The 13,978-nt window shown below is 66.3% G+C and carries 13 protein-coding genes; 12 read left to right on the plus strand and 1 reads right to left on the minus strand.

Features of this window, described 5'->3' with window-relative positions; genetic code table 11:
- The first annotated feature begins 325 nt into the window (after positions 1–325).
- The 11 genes from AC1DS5_RS16485 to AC1DS5_RS16535 all read left to right on the plus strand — a co-directional run bounded on the left by AC1DS5_RS16485 (position 326) and on the right by AC1DS5_RS16535 (position 12,819).
- Positions 326–1,762 (plus strand): NAD-dependent succinate-semialdehyde dehydrogenase, encoded by a 1,437-nt coding sequence (locus AC1DS5_RS16485; protein ID WP_477719325.1) that lies wholly within the window; start codon positions 326–328, stop codon positions 1,760–1,762.
- A 489-nt stretch (positions 1,763–2,251) separates the two neighbouring features.
- Positions 2,252–3,082: a phosphogluconate dehydrogenase C-terminal domain-containing protein gene (locus AC1DS5_RS16490; RefSeq protein WP_477719326.1), complete on the plus strand. Its 831-nt coding sequence runs from the start codon at positions 2,252–2,254 to the stop codon at positions 3,080–3,082.
- A gap of 93 nt (positions 3,083–3,175) precedes the next feature.
- A complete protein-coding gene (locus AC1DS5_RS16495; protein ID WP_477719327.1) occupies positions 3,176–4,171 on the plus strand; it encodes a TRAP transporter substrate-binding protein in 996 nt (331 codons plus the stop codon).
- A 24-nt stretch (positions 4,172–4,195) separates the two neighbouring features.
- Entirely contained in the window at positions 4,196–4,708 is a 513-nt protein-coding gene (locus tag AC1DS5_RS16500; protein WP_477719328.1) for a TRAP transporter small permease, read from the plus strand.
- The gene (locus AC1DS5_RS16505; protein ID WP_477719329.1) at positions 4,705–5,997 is read left to right on the plus strand and encodes a TRAP transporter large permease; all 1,293 of its coding nucleotides are present in this window, start codon (positions 4,705–4,707) and stop codon (positions 5,995–5,997) included. Before AC1DS5_RS16500 ends, AC1DS5_RS16505 begins: the two co-directional genes overlap by 4 nt.
- 53 nt (positions 5,998–6,050) lie before the next feature.
- Complete coding sequence (locus AC1DS5_RS16510) at positions 6,051–7,499, plus strand: aldehyde dehydrogenase family protein (RefSeq protein WP_477719330.1); 1,449 nt, start codon at positions 6,051–6,053, stop codon at positions 7,497–7,499.
- Between the two features lie 43 nt (positions 7,500–7,542).
- Entirely contained in the window at positions 7,543–8,304 is a 762-nt protein-coding gene (locus AC1DS5_RS16515; RefSeq protein WP_477719331.1) for an SDR family oxidoreductase, read from the plus strand.
- An 11-nt stretch (positions 8,305–8,315) separates the two neighbouring features.
- Entirely contained in the window at positions 8,316–9,380 is a 1,065-nt protein-coding gene (locus AC1DS5_RS16520; protein ID WP_477719332.1) for a tartrate dehydrogenase, read from the plus strand.
- A 10-nt stretch (positions 9,381–9,390) separates the two neighbouring features.
- Positions 9,391–10,632, plus strand: coding sequence for a ribulose-bisphosphate carboxylase large subunit family protein (locus AC1DS5_RS16525; RefSeq protein WP_477719333.1), 1,242 nt, complete (start codon positions 9,391–9,393; stop codon positions 10,630–10,632).
- Between the two features lie 5 nt (positions 10,633–10,637).
- The gene (gene oiaK / locus AC1DS5_RS16530; protein WP_477719334.1) at positions 10,638–12,011 is read left to right on the plus strand and encodes a 3-oxo-isoapionate kinase OiaK; all 1,374 of its coding nucleotides are present in this window, start codon (positions 10,638–10,640) and stop codon (positions 12,009–12,011) included.
- A 94-nt stretch (positions 12,012–12,105) separates the two neighbouring features.
- Positions 12,106–12,819, plus strand: a complete 714-nt coding sequence (locus AC1DS5_RS16535) for a transcriptional regulator NanR (protein ID WP_477719335.1) — start codon at positions 12,106–12,108, stop codon at positions 12,817–12,819.
- On the opposite strand, the gene AC1DS5_RS16540 is transcribed toward AC1DS5_RS16535, so the two are convergent.
- Entirely contained in the window at positions 12,816–12,983 is a 168-nt protein-coding gene (locus tag AC1DS5_RS16540) for a hypothetical protein (RefSeq protein WP_477719336.1), read from the minus strand. The two genes, AC1DS5_RS16535 and AC1DS5_RS16540, sit on opposite strands and share 4 nt — an antisense overlap.
- 120 nt (positions 12,984–13,103) lie before the next feature.
- On the opposite strand from AC1DS5_RS16540, the gene AC1DS5_RS16545 reads away from it, so the two are divergent.
- Positions 13,104–13,892 carry an SDR family NAD(P)-dependent oxidoreductase gene (locus AC1DS5_RS16545; protein ID WP_477719337.1) on the plus strand — a complete coding sequence of 263 codons (789 nt, stop codon included), beginning with the start codon at positions 13,104–13,106 and terminating at the stop codon, positions 13,890–13,892.
- The last annotated feature ends 86 nt before the right edge of the window (positions 13,893–13,978 follow it).

Genomic DNA, 13,978 nt, shown 5'->3' on the forward strand with positions numbered 1-13,978 from the left:
GTCGCTTGTTGGCAACGTTGACGCTGGAGACTTACGGCTATTTTTCAAACTTCAGGTCCGTCCACGAGTGTGTCTTCAATGGTCATCGGCATCCTTCTTTGGCTAATGACGGCTTCCTGTTGTATATGGATGCCCCCTCAACAGCAAGAAGTTGACCGATAGTTTTGGCTGTCGGGGAAGCGCCTGCAGTCGTATATCCGGCATCTGGGGGGCTCTGTTGTGGCCCGTGCTGCGCGGGGCGCGCTGAGCATGTCAAGCATGCTGCATCGAATTGCCAGACAATGGCTATCCCCAGATACATTGACATTGCCAGGACCCGAATCTCATGACCTACCCCAATACCCAATTGTTCATCGCCGGCCAATGGCTGGATGCCGCCGATGGCCGCAGCCTGGCCGTCTTCAACCCGGCCACCGGCAAGGAAATCGGCCGCGTGGCCCATGCGGCCAAAGCCGACCTGGACCGTGCCCTGGCGGCCGCGCAGCAGGGGTTTGAAACCTGGCGCAAGGTTCCGGCGTTCGAGCGCAGCAAGATCATGCGCCGGGCGGCGGGCCTGATGCGCGAGCGCGCCGGCGAGATCGCGGCGGTTTTGACGCAGGAGCAGGGCAAGCCCCTGGCCGAGGCCAAGGTCGAGGCCATGGCTGCGGCCGACATCATCGAGTGGTTTGCCGAGGAAGGCTTTCGCGTCTATGGCCGCGTCGTGCCGTCGCGCAACCTGGCCACGCGCCAGCTGGTGCTGAAGGACCCCGTCGGGCCGGTGGCCGCCTTCACCCCCTGGAACTTCCCGATCAACCAGGCGGTGCGCAAGCTGTCGGCCGCGCTGGCCACGGGTTGCTCCATCATCGTCAAGGCGCCGGAGGAAACACCGGCCGGACCGGCTGCGCTGATCCAGGCCTTTGCCGACGCGGGCATTCCGGCCGGCGTGATCGGCCTGGTGTACGGCAACCCGGCCGAAATCTCGGGTTACCTGATCCCGCACCCGGTGATCCGCAAAATCACCTTCACCGGTTCCACGCCGGTGGGCAAGCAGCTCGCTGCCCTGGCGGGCCAGCACATGAAACGCGTGACGATGGAGCTGGGCGGCCACGCGCCCGTGATCGTGGCCGAAGACGCCGATGTCGAGTTGGCGGTCAAGGCCGCCGGCGGCGCCAAGTTCCGCAACGCCGGGCAGGTGTGCATTTCGCCCACGCGCTTTCTGGTGCATGAAAGCATACGCAACGACTTTGCGGCGGCGCTGGTCAAGCACGCGCAAGGCCTCAAGGTCGGCGACGGCCTGGGCGAAGGCGTCCAGATGGGGCCGCTGGCCAACCCGCGCCGGCTGACGGCCATGGCCGAGTTCACGCAGGACGCGGTACAGCGCGGCGCCAAGGTGGCAGCAGGGGGTGAGCGCATCGGTGACCTGGGCAACTTCTGGGCGCCCACGGTGCTGACCGATGTGCCGCTGGACGCCAAGGTGTTCAACGACGAGCCCTTCGGCCCCATGGCGGCCATCCGCAGCTTCAACACGCTGGACGAAGCCATCGCCGAAGCCAACCGCTTGCCCTTTGGTCTGGCGGGCTACGCGTTCACGCGCTCACTGAAGAATGCGCACGCGCTGTCGCAGAACGTGGAGGTCGGCATGCTGTGGATCAACCAGCCCGCCGCGCCCTGGCCCGAGATGCCCTTTGGCGGCGTCAAGGATTCCGGCTACGGCTCCGAAGGCGGGCCGGAAGCTCTGGAGGCCTACCTGAACACGCGGGCCGTGTCGATCATGAACGTTTGAGCTCCACCGCGCCCCACACACTGACGTCTGTGGGGCGGCGCGGCTCACGGCCGCCCGGCACCGTAGCACTCATGGGTTCGAGCATATGCCAGAGCAGTGTTCGTGTAGGCTGTGTGTGGGCGCTGACTTCTGTCATGTCCTGGCTCCGGTTTTCGGGTTTTCAGAGGATCACGAGCAACAGCGCCTGAAGCTGACTCCTGCAGGGGATTTTTGCAAGCCAAAAATGCCTCTGGCCCCCTGAACGACGGGCAATGAGCAGCCATTAATGAATTGCATGGCCAATCCAACGGCCGCGCCACACCGGCGCGGCGTGCCTGCGTCCGCCATTCCTGCGCAATGCAGCGTGCAACCCTCCAAGCCCCATTCACTAAAGACCTAGGGTTAGTCCCATGTTGATGTGCTGATGTACTCATCATACCATCACACCTCCTTGGCGCTCTCCACCTGGAAGGGGAGTGCTCCCACTCACTAACAGACTGGAGCTTGGTAATGAAGACAACAATCGCGCTGTTCGGCGCGGGCGGGAAAATGGGGGTTCGGCTGGCCAGGAACCTGCAGGGCTCGGACTACCGGGTGCGTCATGTCGAGGTTGGCACCGTTGGCCGGCAGCGTCTGAAGGACGAGCTGGGCCTTGAATGTGTCTCGGTCGATGCGGCGCTGGATGGCGCCCAGGTGGTGATCCTGGCCGTCCCCGACACCCTGATCGGCAAGGTCGCCGCCGAGATCTCGCCCAAACTGCTGCCCGGCACCATGGTGATCACGCTGGACGCCGCCGCGCCCTTTGCCGGCCACCTGCCGGACCGGCCGGACCTGGTCTACTTCGTCGCCCATCCCTGCCACCCGCCCATCTTCAACGACGAAAGCACGAGCGAGGCACGGCGCGACTTTTTTGGCGGCGCGCACGCCAAGCAATCCATCGTCAGCGCGCTGATGCAGGGCACGGACGCGGACTTCGCGTTGGGCGAAGCGGTGGCCAAGGTGATCTACCAGCCCATCCTGCGCTCCTACCGCCTCACGGTCGAGCAGATGGCTTTGCTGGAGCCCGGCCTGTCCGAAACCGTCTGCGCCACGCTGCTCGACGTGATGCGCGAAGCGATGGACGAGGTGGTGGCGCGCGGCGTGCCCAAGGACGCTGCCCGCGACTTCCTGCTGGGCCATATGACCATTCTGGGCGCGGTGATCTTCAAGGAGATCCCGGGCCAGTTCTCCGATGCCTGCAACAAGGCGATTGCCTTCGGCAAGCCGCGCCTGATGCGCGACGACTGGAAAAAAGTCTTCGACCACGACGAGATTGCTGACAGCATCCGCCGCATCACCTGAGTTTTCGCGTTCCCCGCCCGGCCGACGCCGCCACAGAAGCGGCGCGGCTGCGTTCCTTCGGTTTCCCATTGCAAACCTCTCATGGAGACAAACATGACCTCACGTTCCCGCTCTTCCCTCCTTCCCCGCGCGGTACTCGCCGCCTCCGCCCTCCTGATGGCCCTCGCCGGCACGGCCGGCGCCCAGACCATTCTGAAGATCGGCTACACACCGCCCAAGGACTCGCACTACGGCGTGGGCGCGACAACGTTCTGCGACGAGGTGGAGAAGGGCACGCAAGGCCGCTACAAGTGCCAGCACTTCCCGTCCTCGGCTCTCGGTGGCGAACGCGAGATGATCGAATCGGTGCAGCTCGGCACCCAGGATATGGTCAACACTTCCACGGGTCCGCTCGGCAATTTCGTGCCCGAGGTCAAGATCGTCGACATCCCCTTCCTGTTCCGCGACTACGACCATGCGCGCAAGGTCATGGACGGCCCGATCGGCCAGGACCTGCTGAAGAAGATGCCGGACAAGGGGCTGATCGGCCTGGCCTGGACGGAAAACGGCTTTCGCCACATGACCAACAACAAGCGGGCCATCAACACTGCTGACGACGCCCGCGGCCTCAAGGTGCGCACCATGGAGAACAAGGTGCACATGGAGGGCTACAAGACCTTTGGCCTCTTGCCGACACCGATGGCTTTTCCTGAGCTCTTCGGCGCCCTGCAGCAGGGCACGGTTGACGGCCAGGAGAATCCGATCCCGGTGATTCTGTCGTCGAAGTTTTCCCAGGTGCAAAAACACCTGTCGCTGACGGCCCATGTCTATTCGCCCGCGGCCCTGCTCCTCTCGACCAAGGTCTGGAGCAAGCTGTCGGACGCCGACAAGAAGCTCTTCGTCGAGGCCGCGCAAAAGGCGGCCATCATCCAGCGCAAGAGGGTCAATGACGACGAGCACATGGGCATTGCGCAGCTGCGCAAAGATGGCATGCAGGTGATCGAGAAGGTCGACGGCGAGAGCTTCCGCAAGGCGGTGACCACGGCCTATCCGCAGTTCGCCAAGGAATTTGGCGCCGACAAGATCGCCGCGATCCAGGCCGTCAAGTAACCGCACGTCCACCAGGAGCCCGGCATGGACACCTTTGAACGCTGGCTGCTGGCGGGCAACCGCTGGGTGCTGATTGTGCTGCTGGCGGTGATGGCGCTGATCATCTTCGCCAACGTGGGGCTGCGCTACCTCACCAACGAATCCATCGAGTGGGCCGAAGAGGTCGCGCGCCACCTGATGATCTGGCTGACCTTTCTGGGCGCCGGGCCGGTGCTGCGCTACGGCGGGCACATTGCGGTGGACAACCTGCAGGACAGCCTGCCGCGCGGCCTGGCCGTGGCGCTGCGCTGCCTGATCGCGCTGCTGTTGCTCGGCTTCTTTGCCTTCATGGTCTGGTACGGCTGGCTCTACCTGCAGCGCGCCCAGTTCCAGACCACGGCAGCCACCCAGATCTCCTTTGCCTGGATATATGCGGCCATGCCGATCGGCGGGGTGCTGCTGATCGCGCACTGGCTGCTGGTCGTGCGCGGCTACATGCGTGAGCGTGTCTTCGCCTCGGACGCGCACTTTGACGCCAACGCGAGTGCATCGCTATGAGCGCAAGCCTCATCCTGTTGATTAGTGCCTGCGCCTACCTGGCTGTCGGGGTGCCGGTGGCCTTCGCGCTGGGCTTGTCGACCTTGACCTCGCTGCTGCTGGGCGGCGACTACCCGCTGTTTGTGCTGCTCAAGGAAACCTTCACCGGCATCGACAGCTTCCCGCTGATGGCGGTGCCGTTTTTCATCCTCGCGGCCGAACTCATGAGCGGCGGCTCGCTCACCGAAGTGCTGCTGCGCTTTGCCAGCCAGTTCGTCGGCCACAAACGCGGGGGCCTGGGCTACACCAACGTGGTCGGGTTGACGTTCTTCTCGGGCATCTCCGGCTCGGCGCTGGCCGATGCCGCCGGCCCCGGCTCGATGATGATCAAGATGATGGACAAGGCCGGTTACGACCGCGCCTACGCCGCGGCGCTGACGGCGGCCACCGCCATCGTCGGGCCCATCATCCCGCCGTCCATCATCATGATCATCTACGCGCTGCAGGACGAAAGCGTGTCGGTGGGCGCGCTGTTTGCGGCCGGGCTGCTGCCGGGCCTGCTGATCGCGGTCGGCATGTGCATCGTCAACTGGCGCGTGTCAACGGCGCGCAACTACCGCGGCGACGGCGAGCATCCGGGCTGGCGCGAAATCGTCGGCACCAGCGTGAAGGCGTTGCCGGCGCTGCTGCTGCCGGTGCTGATCCTGGGTGGCATGCGCGCGGGCTGGTTCACGCCGACTGAGGCGTCGGTGGTGGCGGTCTTCTACGCGCTGGTCTGCGGCAAATGGGTGTACCGCACGCTGGAGTGGAAGGCGCTGCCCAATATCCTGGAGCGCTCGGCGTTGTTGACGGCCTCGGTGCTGATCATCATCGGCCTGTCGGCGGCCTTCGCCTGGGTGCTGACCATCGAAGGGCTGCCGCAGACGCTGGCCGAATGGATGATCGCGCAGCACTTCACGCCCACCGTTTTCCTGATCGTGGTCAACGTCTTCCTGCTGCTGTTTGGCATCTTCATTGAGCCGCTGCCCGGCGTCATGGTGCTGGTGCCGATCCTGGCGCCGGTGGCGCTCAAGCTGGGCGTAGACCCGGTGCACTTCGCCATGATCGTGATCTACAACCTGACGCTGGGCATGATCACGCCGCCGGTCGGCGGGCTGCTGTTCGTGACCTCCAACGTCTCGCGGGTGCCGCTGGCCGCGCTGGTGCGCGAACTCAAACCCTTCCTCGTCGCTCACGCCGCCATCCTGGTCGTCATCACTTTCATCCCGGCACTGAGCACCTGGCTGCCGCGCGCGCTGGGCTTCAAATAAACCGCCTTTTCCCCCTTCTTCCCCTCCATCCGATCTCACATCAAAGGAAAGAAATGAATCCGCTTGCACCCCAGCGCAACCTGATCAACGGCGAGCATTGCGCCGCCGCCTCGGGGCTGGCCATTGACGTGCTCGACCCGTCCGACGGCGAGGTCTTCACCAGCTTGCCGCGCAGCGACGCCCGCGACATCGACGCCGCCGTGGCGGCCGCGCGGGCCGCCTTCCACGGCGCCTGGGGCCGTACCACGGCCACCGAGCGCGGCCGCATCATGATGCGTCTGTCGGCGCTGATTCTGCAGCACCACGCCGCGCTGTCGGAGTTGGAGTGCCGCGACACCGGCAAGCCGATCCAGCAGGCGCAGGCCGACATCACGGCCTGTGCGCGCTACTTTGAGTATTACGGCGGTGCGGCCGACAAGCTGCACGGCGAAATGATTCCGTATGCACAGGGCACGACCGTGATGGCCGCGCGGGTGCCGCATGGCGTCACCGGCCACATCATTCCGTGGAACTACCCGGCGCAGATCTTCGGCCGCTCGGTCGGCGGCGCACTGGCCGCGGGCAATGCCTGCGTCGTGAAACCGGCCGAAGACGCCTGCCTGACACCGCTGCGCATCGCCGCGCTGGCCCTGGAGGTCGGTCTGCCCGCGGGCGCCCTGAACATCGTCTGCGGCCTGGGTATCGAAGCCGGTGCGGCGCTCGCCAGCCATACCGGCATCAACCATATTTCCTTCACCGGTTCGCCGCAGACCGGCACTGCCGTTGCGCAGGCGGCCGCCGTCAACCATGTGCCGGTGACGCTGGAGCTCGGCGGCAAGTCGCCGCAAATCCTGTTCGCCGATGCCGACCTGGAGCAGGCGCTGCCGGTGGTGGTCAACGCGATCGTGCAGAACGCCGGCCAGACCTGTGCCGCCGGCAGCCGGGTGCTGATAGACCGCGCCATTCATGCGCAGGTCATGGCGCTGCTGAAGGAACGTTTCGAGGCGCTGTCTACCGGCCCCGGCCTGCAGGGCCTTGACTGCGGCCCGCTGATCAACCGCAAGCAGCTGGAGCGTGTGCAAACCATGGTCGAGGCGGCGCGTGGCGACGGCGTGCGGGTGGCGGCGCGCGCACGGCTTGCGCCTGGCGCGCCTTCAGGCGGCTTCTTCTTTCCGCCCATGCTGCTCGATGACGTTCCGGCCGCGCACACGATTGCGCAGTCGGAGGTCTTTGGCCCGGTGCTGGCGGCCATGACGTTTGACGGCGAAGACGAAGCGGTCGACATCGCCAACGGCACGCCCTTTGGCCTGACGGCCGCGGTGTGGACGCGCGACGGCGCGCGCCAGCTGCGCGTTGCGCACCGCATCGAGGCCGGCCAGGTCTTTATCAACAACTACGGCGCGGGCGGCGGCATCGAGCTGCCCTTCGGCGGCATGAAACATTCGGGCTATGGCCGCGAGAAGGCCTTCGAGGGCATGCGTGGTTTCACGACCATCAAGACCATTGCCATCAAGCACGGCTGAACCTTTTAAGTTAGCCCTTCAGGACAGAGAGAGAGAAAGAGACATGAAAAAACTTCAGGACCGCGTGGCCATCATCACCGGCGCAGGTGGCGGCTTTGGCGAAGGCATTGCGAAACATTTCGCCGAACTCGGCGCCAAGGTAGTCGTGGCCGACCTGCGCGCCGAGGCGGCGCAGCAGGTCGCCGCTGCCATCGAGGCGGGCGGCGGCCAGGCGATTGCGGTGCACGTCGACGTGACGCAGGACGCGTCGGTCGCCGACATGGTGGCCGCCGCGGTCAAGCGCTTCGGCCGCCTGGACATCCTCGTCAACAACGCCGGCACCACGCACAAGAACCAGCCCATGCTGGAGACCGACGAGAAGACTTTCGACCGCGTCTATGCGACCAACGTGAAAAGCATTTACCTCGGCGCGCGCCATGCGGTGCCGCTGTTTCGCCAGCAGGGCGGTGGCGTCATCATCAACATCGCCTCCACCGCCGGCCTGCGCCCGCGCCCGGGCCTGAGCTGGTACGCCGGCACCAAGGGCGCGGCCATCACGCTGACCAAGGCCATGGCGGTCGAGCTGGCACCGGACAAGATCCGCGTCAACGCCATCAACCCGGTGATGGGCGAGACCGGCCTGCTCGCCGACTTCCTGCCCGGCGCGGACAGCGAGGAAGTGCGCCGCAAGATCATCGCGACGATCCCGCTGGGCCGCCTGAGCAAACCGATTGACATCGCCAAGGCGACCGCCTTTCTGGCCAGCGACGAAGCCGACTTCATCACCGGTGTGGCGCTCGAAGTCGACGGCGGCCGCTGCATCTGAAGCCGTTCACGATGAAGACCTACCGCATCGGCGTGATTCCCGGCGACGGCATAGGCCGCGAGGTCGTGCCCGAGGGCCTGCGCGTGCTTGAGGCCGTGGCGGCGCGCTTCGGCTTTGGCATCGAGCAGCAGCACTTCGACTGGAGCTGCGAGACCTACAAGGCCAGCGGCCGCATGATGCCGGACGATGGCCTGGCGCGCCTGCGCGACCACGACGCGCTGTACCTCGGCGCGGTCGGCTTTCCCGGTGTGCCGGACCATGTCTCGGCCTGGGGCCTGTTGATCCCGATCCGCCGCGCGTTTGAGCAGTACGTGAACCTGCGGCCGGTGCGCCTGATGCCGGGCATGACACCGGCGGTGCGCGACCGCGAGCAGCCGATCGACTTCTGGGTCGTGCGCGAAAACAGCGAAGGCGAGTACTCGCAGATCGGCGGCCGGCAGAATGCCGGCACCGAGCACGAGATCGTGGTGCAGCAGTCGGTCTTCACGCGCCGCGCGACCGACCGCATCATGCGTTATGCCTTCGAGCTGGCACGCCGCAGCGGCAAGCTGCACGTGACCTCGGCCACCAAGTCGAACGGCCTGTTTTATTCGATGCCGTTCTGGGATGAGCGTTTTGCCGCGATCCGGGCGGAGTACCCGGATGTGCGTGCCGACCAGGACCACATCGACATCCTCACCGCGCGTTTTGTGATGACGCCCGAGCGCTTCGGCGTGGTGGTCGCCAGCAACCTGTTCGGCGACATCCTGTCCGACCTCGGCCCCGGGGTTACCGGCACCATCGGCATCGCACCGTCGGGCAACATCAACCCCGAGCGAACCTACCCCTCGCTGTTCGAGCCGGTGCATGGTTCGGCGCCCGACATCGCCGGCCGCGGCATCGCCAATCCGATGGGCCAGATCTGGTCGGCCGCGATGATGCTGGAACACCTGGGCGAGATAGAGGCAGGCCAAATGATTGTCAGAACGATAGAGAAAGTGCTGGGCACGGCGAGCACACCGCGAACGCCCGACCTCGGCGGCCGCGCCACGACCCGCGAGCTCGGTGACGCCATCGTGCAGGCGCTGCCGAATTGAAGGATTACCCATGAGCGAACGCATTCACGCGACCTACTGGCTGGAAACCGGCGATGACCCGCGGCACGCCGCCGAGGTGATTGCCGGCGAGCAGTCCAGCGGCACCTTCATCACGCTGCCCAACGAGACGCCGGCCCTGAAGGCGCGCTCGGGCGCGCGCATCGAGCGGCTCGAGGTGCTGGAGCAGGTTGGCCAGCCCAGCCTGCCGGTTGCCACGCCGGCCAAGGTCTACACCCGCTGCACGCTGGAGCTGTCGTGGCCGATCGAGAACCTTGGCCCCTCGCTGCCCAACCTGATGTCGACCATCGCCGGCAACCTGTTCGAGCTGCGCCAGGTGTCGGGCCTGCGCGTGCTGGACCTGAAACTGCCAGCGTCCTTCGCCGATGCCTACCCCGGCCCGGCCTTCGGCATCGACGGCACGCGGCGCCTGTCCGGCGTGGCGAAGGGCCCGCTGATCGGCACCATCATCAAGCCCAGCGTCGGCCTGGACGCCGCGCAGACGGCTGAGCAGGTGCGCCAGCTGATAGCCGGCGGCATCGACTTCATCAAGGACGACGAGCTGCAGGCCGACGGGCCGCATTGCCCGTTCGACGAGCGTGTGCGCGCCGTGATGCAGGTGGTCAACGACGCGGCCCAGCGCGACGGGCGCAAGGTGATGGTGGCCTTCAACCTGACCGGCGACCTGGACCAGATGCGGCGCCGCCACGACCTCGTGCAGTCGCTGGGCGGCACCTGCGTGATGGCCAGCCTCAACTCCATCGGCCTCGTCGGCCTGCTCGAGCTGCGCCGCCATGCCAGCCTGCCCATCCATGCGCACCGCTGCGGCTGGGGTTATCTCTCGCGCAGCCCGGCCTTGGGCTGGGACTTTGCGCCATGGCACCAGATCTGGCGCCTGGCGGGCGCCGACCACCTGCATGTCAACGGCCTGGCCAACAAGTTCAGCGAGTCCGACACGAGTGTGATTGCCGCCGCGCGCGCGGTGCTCAAGCCGCTGTTCGCGCATCAGCCGATGCCGGCGATGCCGGTCTTCAGTTCGGGTCAGACCGGCTTGCAGGCGCCCGGCACCTATGCCGCGCTCGGCAGCGCGGACCTGATCCATGCCGCCGGCGGGGGCATCTTCGGCCACCCGGGCGGCATCGCCGCCGGCGTCAGCGCCTTTCGCCAGGCTTGGGAGGCGGCCATGGCCGGCACGCCGCTGCACGAGCATGCCAAAACGCATGCCGAGCTGCGCAGCGCGCTCGAGTTCTGGTGAACCCCGTGGCCGATCAACGCTGGCCAGACGGCCTGCTGCTCGCCTACTACGGCGACGATTTCACCGGCTCCACCGATGTGATGGAGGCCTTTACGGCCGCCGGTGTACCGACCGTGCTGTTTCTGCGCCCGCCCACGGCAGACTGGCTGAAGCGATTCCCTGAGGTGCGCTGCGTCGGCCTGGCCGGGCAGTCGCGCGGCCGCAGCCCGGACTGGATGGACCGCGAGTTGCCGCAGGCCTTCGCCAGCCTGGCCAAACTCGGCGCGCCTATCCTGCAATACAAGGTCTGCTCGACCTTCGACTCCTCACCCGCGGTCGGCTCGATCGGCCGCGCCATCGACCTCGGCGTGCCGCTGATGCCCGGCAGCTGGTCGCCCATGGTGGTCGGCGCGCCGCGCCTGAAGCGCTATCAGGCCTTTGGCAACCTGTTCGCGGCGGTCGACGGCGTCGGCTACCGCCTGGACCGGCACCCGACCATGTCGCGCCACCCGGTCACACCCATGGCCGAGGCTGACCTGCGCCTGCACCTGGCGGCGCAGACACCGCGCCGCAGCGAGTTGATCGATATGGTGCAGCTGCGTACCGGCGACGCGGCCGCCCGCGTGCAGGCGCTCGCTGGCGCCGATGTGCCGGTGGTGCTGATCGACGTGCTTGACGAAGAAACGCTGGCTGCGGCCGGCCGGCTGGTCTGGACGCAGCGCGGCCGTGGCCTGTTCACCGCTTCGTCGTCCGGCCTGCAGTACGCGCTGGCCGCGCACTGGCGCAGCCAGGGCCTGCTGCCGGAGCAGCCCTCGCTGCCGGTGGCGGCGCCCGTGCCGGTGATCGCCGTGGTCAGCGGCAGTTGTTCGCCGGTGACGGCGGCGCAGATCGCCTGGGCGCAAGGGCAGGGCTTTCAGGCCGAGCGCCTGAACCTGGCGCGCCTGCTCGACGCGCGCGAGAGCGAGGCCGAGATTGAGCGCGTGGTGGCCGCGGCCGTGGGGGCGATAGCGCAGGGCGCCAGCCCGCTGGTGTATTCGGCCGCCGGGCCCGATGATGCGGCGGTGCGGCAATTCGATGCGACGGCGGCGCAAGCCGGCCTGGCGCGCGGCGAGGCGGCCCAGCGTGTCGGTGCCGGCCTGGCCGAAGTGATGCGGCGGCTGCTCGAGCGGGCGCCCTTGCAGCGCATTGTGGTGGCTGGCGGCGACAGTTCGGGTGAGGTGGCGAGCGCACTCGACATCACCGCGCTCAGCGTGGTGGCCGGGCTCGCGCCGGGCGCACCGTTGTGCAAGGCCTGGTCCGAGCGGCGCGAACGCGACGGCCTGGAGATTGTGCTGAAGGGCGGCCAGATGGGCACGGCCTCGTTTTTTGGCGCCGTGCGCGCCGGCCGCTTGCTCGACTAACCCTTCTACTGATTGCTCGACTGATTACTCGACTAAGTGATAATTAAAAGCTCACCCCGCCCGAAGTTTTTCGTTCCCCTTCATACCCGCCACCATGACCACCGAACAGATTCAGCGCCGCAAGCTGTACCAGGAAGTGCTCGACCGGCTGCTGGAGCGGATCCGCAGCGGCGAAATTCCGCCCGGTGCCCACCTGCCTTCCGAGCGCGAGCTGATGGAGTTTTACGGCGTGGGCCGGCCGGCGGTGCGCGAGGCGCTGCAGGCGCTGGAGCGCTCGGGCATCGTCGAGATCACCCATGGCGAGCGGGCGCGTGTTGTCATCCCCACGGCCGGGCGGCTGATCGAGCAGCTCGCCGGCGGCGCACGCCACCTGCTGCACAGCCAGCCCGACATGCTGGAGCACCTGAAAGACGCGCGCGTCTTTCTGGAAGTGGGCATGGCCCGCGTGGCCGCCGAGCGCGCGACGGACGACGACATTGCGCGGCTGCGGGAGCGGCTGGCCGAACACCGGGCCTCGGTCGGCAAGGTCGACGAGTTCATCCAGCTCGACATGGCTTTTCACCGCGAGATTGCGCGCATCAGCGGCAACCCGATCTTCCCCGCCATCCTCGAGGCCCTGTTCGGCTGGGCGATCGAGTATTACCACCCCTTCGTCCGTGCGCCCGGTGCCGAACAGCTGACCCTGGCCGAACACGCGCGACTCGTCGAGGCCATCGCCACGCGCGATCCACAAGCGGCGGAGACTGCCATCCGGGAGCACCTGACGCGTGCCAACGAGCTCTACCGCCAGCTGGACACGTCGGGTTAGCGGGGCCCGGCGCCGGCCAGGATGGCACCTATCAGCAGATCAAGAGGCCGGCTGTTGAGCTCGTCAGCCTCGCTGGTGAAGTACGTTCGCAAGACGACGGGTTGCTCAGGGCATCTCTCTCGGGCGTTGTCGCGGATGTCGAAGGCAACGTCTATGGGGGCCATTCGTGGCCGGTTTCAATTCGATCTGCATGACGTTTGAGGTCACGCTGGAAGAATGGCTGCCGGCCAGTACGCAAGCGAGTAAGCAATAACAAGTGATCATCTTTTTTAATGGAGCATCTCATGACGTCTGATAATTCATCAATGCCGGTGGCCGTGGTCACCGGCGGTGCGCGCGGCATCGGCCTGGCGATTGGTCAGTGGTTCCTGGAACACGGACATCGGGTCGCACTGCTCGACATCGACGGCGACACGCTGGCCCAGACGGCCGCCAGGCTGAATGACGATCACGTGCTCGCCGTCCACTGTGACGTGTCCGACCCGCAGCAGGTGCAAGCTGCCGTGGACAAGGTAGGGGCTGCCTTCGGCCGGATTGACGCGTTGGTTAACAACGCCGGTGTGGCGGTGTTCAAACCCATTGCCGAAACTACTTTTGAGGAATGGCGCAGCGTGATGGCGACGAACCTTGACGGTGCGTTTCTGTGTACCCAGGCCTGCGCACCGGTCATGCAAAAAACGGGCGGTGGCAGCGTTGTCAATATCGCGTCCATCTCCGGCCTGCGCGCGAGCACACTGCGCGTTGCATACGGCACCAGCAAGGCCGCGCTCATTCACCTTACCAAGCAGCAGGCCGTTGAGCTGGGCAATGTCGGCATCCGTGTGAACGCTATCGCTCCCGGCCCCGTAGAGACCGAGATGGCCAAGCTGGTTCACAGCGTGGCCATCCGCTCGGACTACTACGATGCAATTCCGCTGAATCGCTACGGCACAACCGAGGAGATCGCGTCGGTCGCCGGTTTCCTCTGCAGTGCGGCCGCGAGTTATGTGAACGGCCAGGTCCTGGCCGCGGACGGCGGCTTCGACGCTGCCGGCGTAGGGCTGCCCACGTTGCGCAAGCGGGCTGCAGCCTAGGCAATTCGTTCAACGGTGCAAAAGCGCGTGAAGGAGCATGAGGTGTCATCTCCTTCCCCCGCTGGGGGAAGGCCGGGATGGGGGCT

The sequence above is a fragment of the Polaromonas sp. P4_H1 genome (assembly GCF_056400945.1).

Bases quoted from the DNA above. Each gene is read 5' to 3' on its own strand.
- AC1DS5_RS16510 (WP_477719330.1), top strand. From the start codon at position 6,051: ATGAATCCGCTTGCACCCCAGCGCAACCTGATCAACGGCGAGCATTGC.
- AC1DS5_RS16500 (WP_477719328.1), top strand. From the start codon at position 4,196: ATGGACACCTTTGAACGCTGGCTGCTGGCGGGCAACCGCTGGGTGCTG.
- AC1DS5_RS16525 (WP_477719333.1), top strand. From the start codon at position 9,391: ATGAGCGAACGCATTCACGCGACCTACTGGCTGGAAACCGGCGATGAC.
- AC1DS5_RS16505 (WP_477719329.1), top strand. From the start codon at position 4,705: ATGAGCGCAAGCCTCATCCTGTTGATTAGTGCCTGCGCCTACCTGGCT.
- AC1DS5_RS16540 (WP_477719336.1), bottom strand. From the start codon at position 12,983: ATGGCCCCCATAGACGTTGCCTTCGACATCCGCGACAACGCCCGAGAG.
- AC1DS5_RS16515 (WP_477719331.1), top strand. From the start codon at position 7,543: ATGAAAAAACTTCAGGACCGCGTGGCCATCATCACCGGCGCAGGTGGC.
- AC1DS5_RS16520 (WP_477719332.1), top strand. From the start codon at position 8,316: ATGAAGACCTACCGCATCGGCGTGATTCCCGGCGACGGCATAGGCCGC.
- AC1DS5_RS16490 (WP_477719326.1), top strand. From the start codon at position 2,252: ATGAAGACAACAATCGCGCTGTTCGGCGCGGGCGGGAAAATGGGGGTT.
- AC1DS5_RS16535 (WP_477719335.1), top strand. From the start codon at position 12,106: ATGACCACCGAACAGATTCAGCGCCGCAAGCTGTACCAGGAAGTGCTC.
- AC1DS5_RS16545 (WP_477719337.1), top strand. From the start codon at position 13,104: ATGACGTCTGATAATTCATCAATGCCGGTGGCCGTGGTCACCGGCGGT.
- AC1DS5_RS16485 (WP_477719325.1), top strand. From the start codon at position 326: ATGACCTACCCCAATACCCAATTGTTCATCGCCGGCCAATGGCTGGAT.
- AC1DS5_RS16495 (WP_477719327.1), top strand. From the start codon at position 3,176: ATGACCTCACGTTCCCGCTCTTCCCTCCTTCCCCGCGCGGTACTCGCC.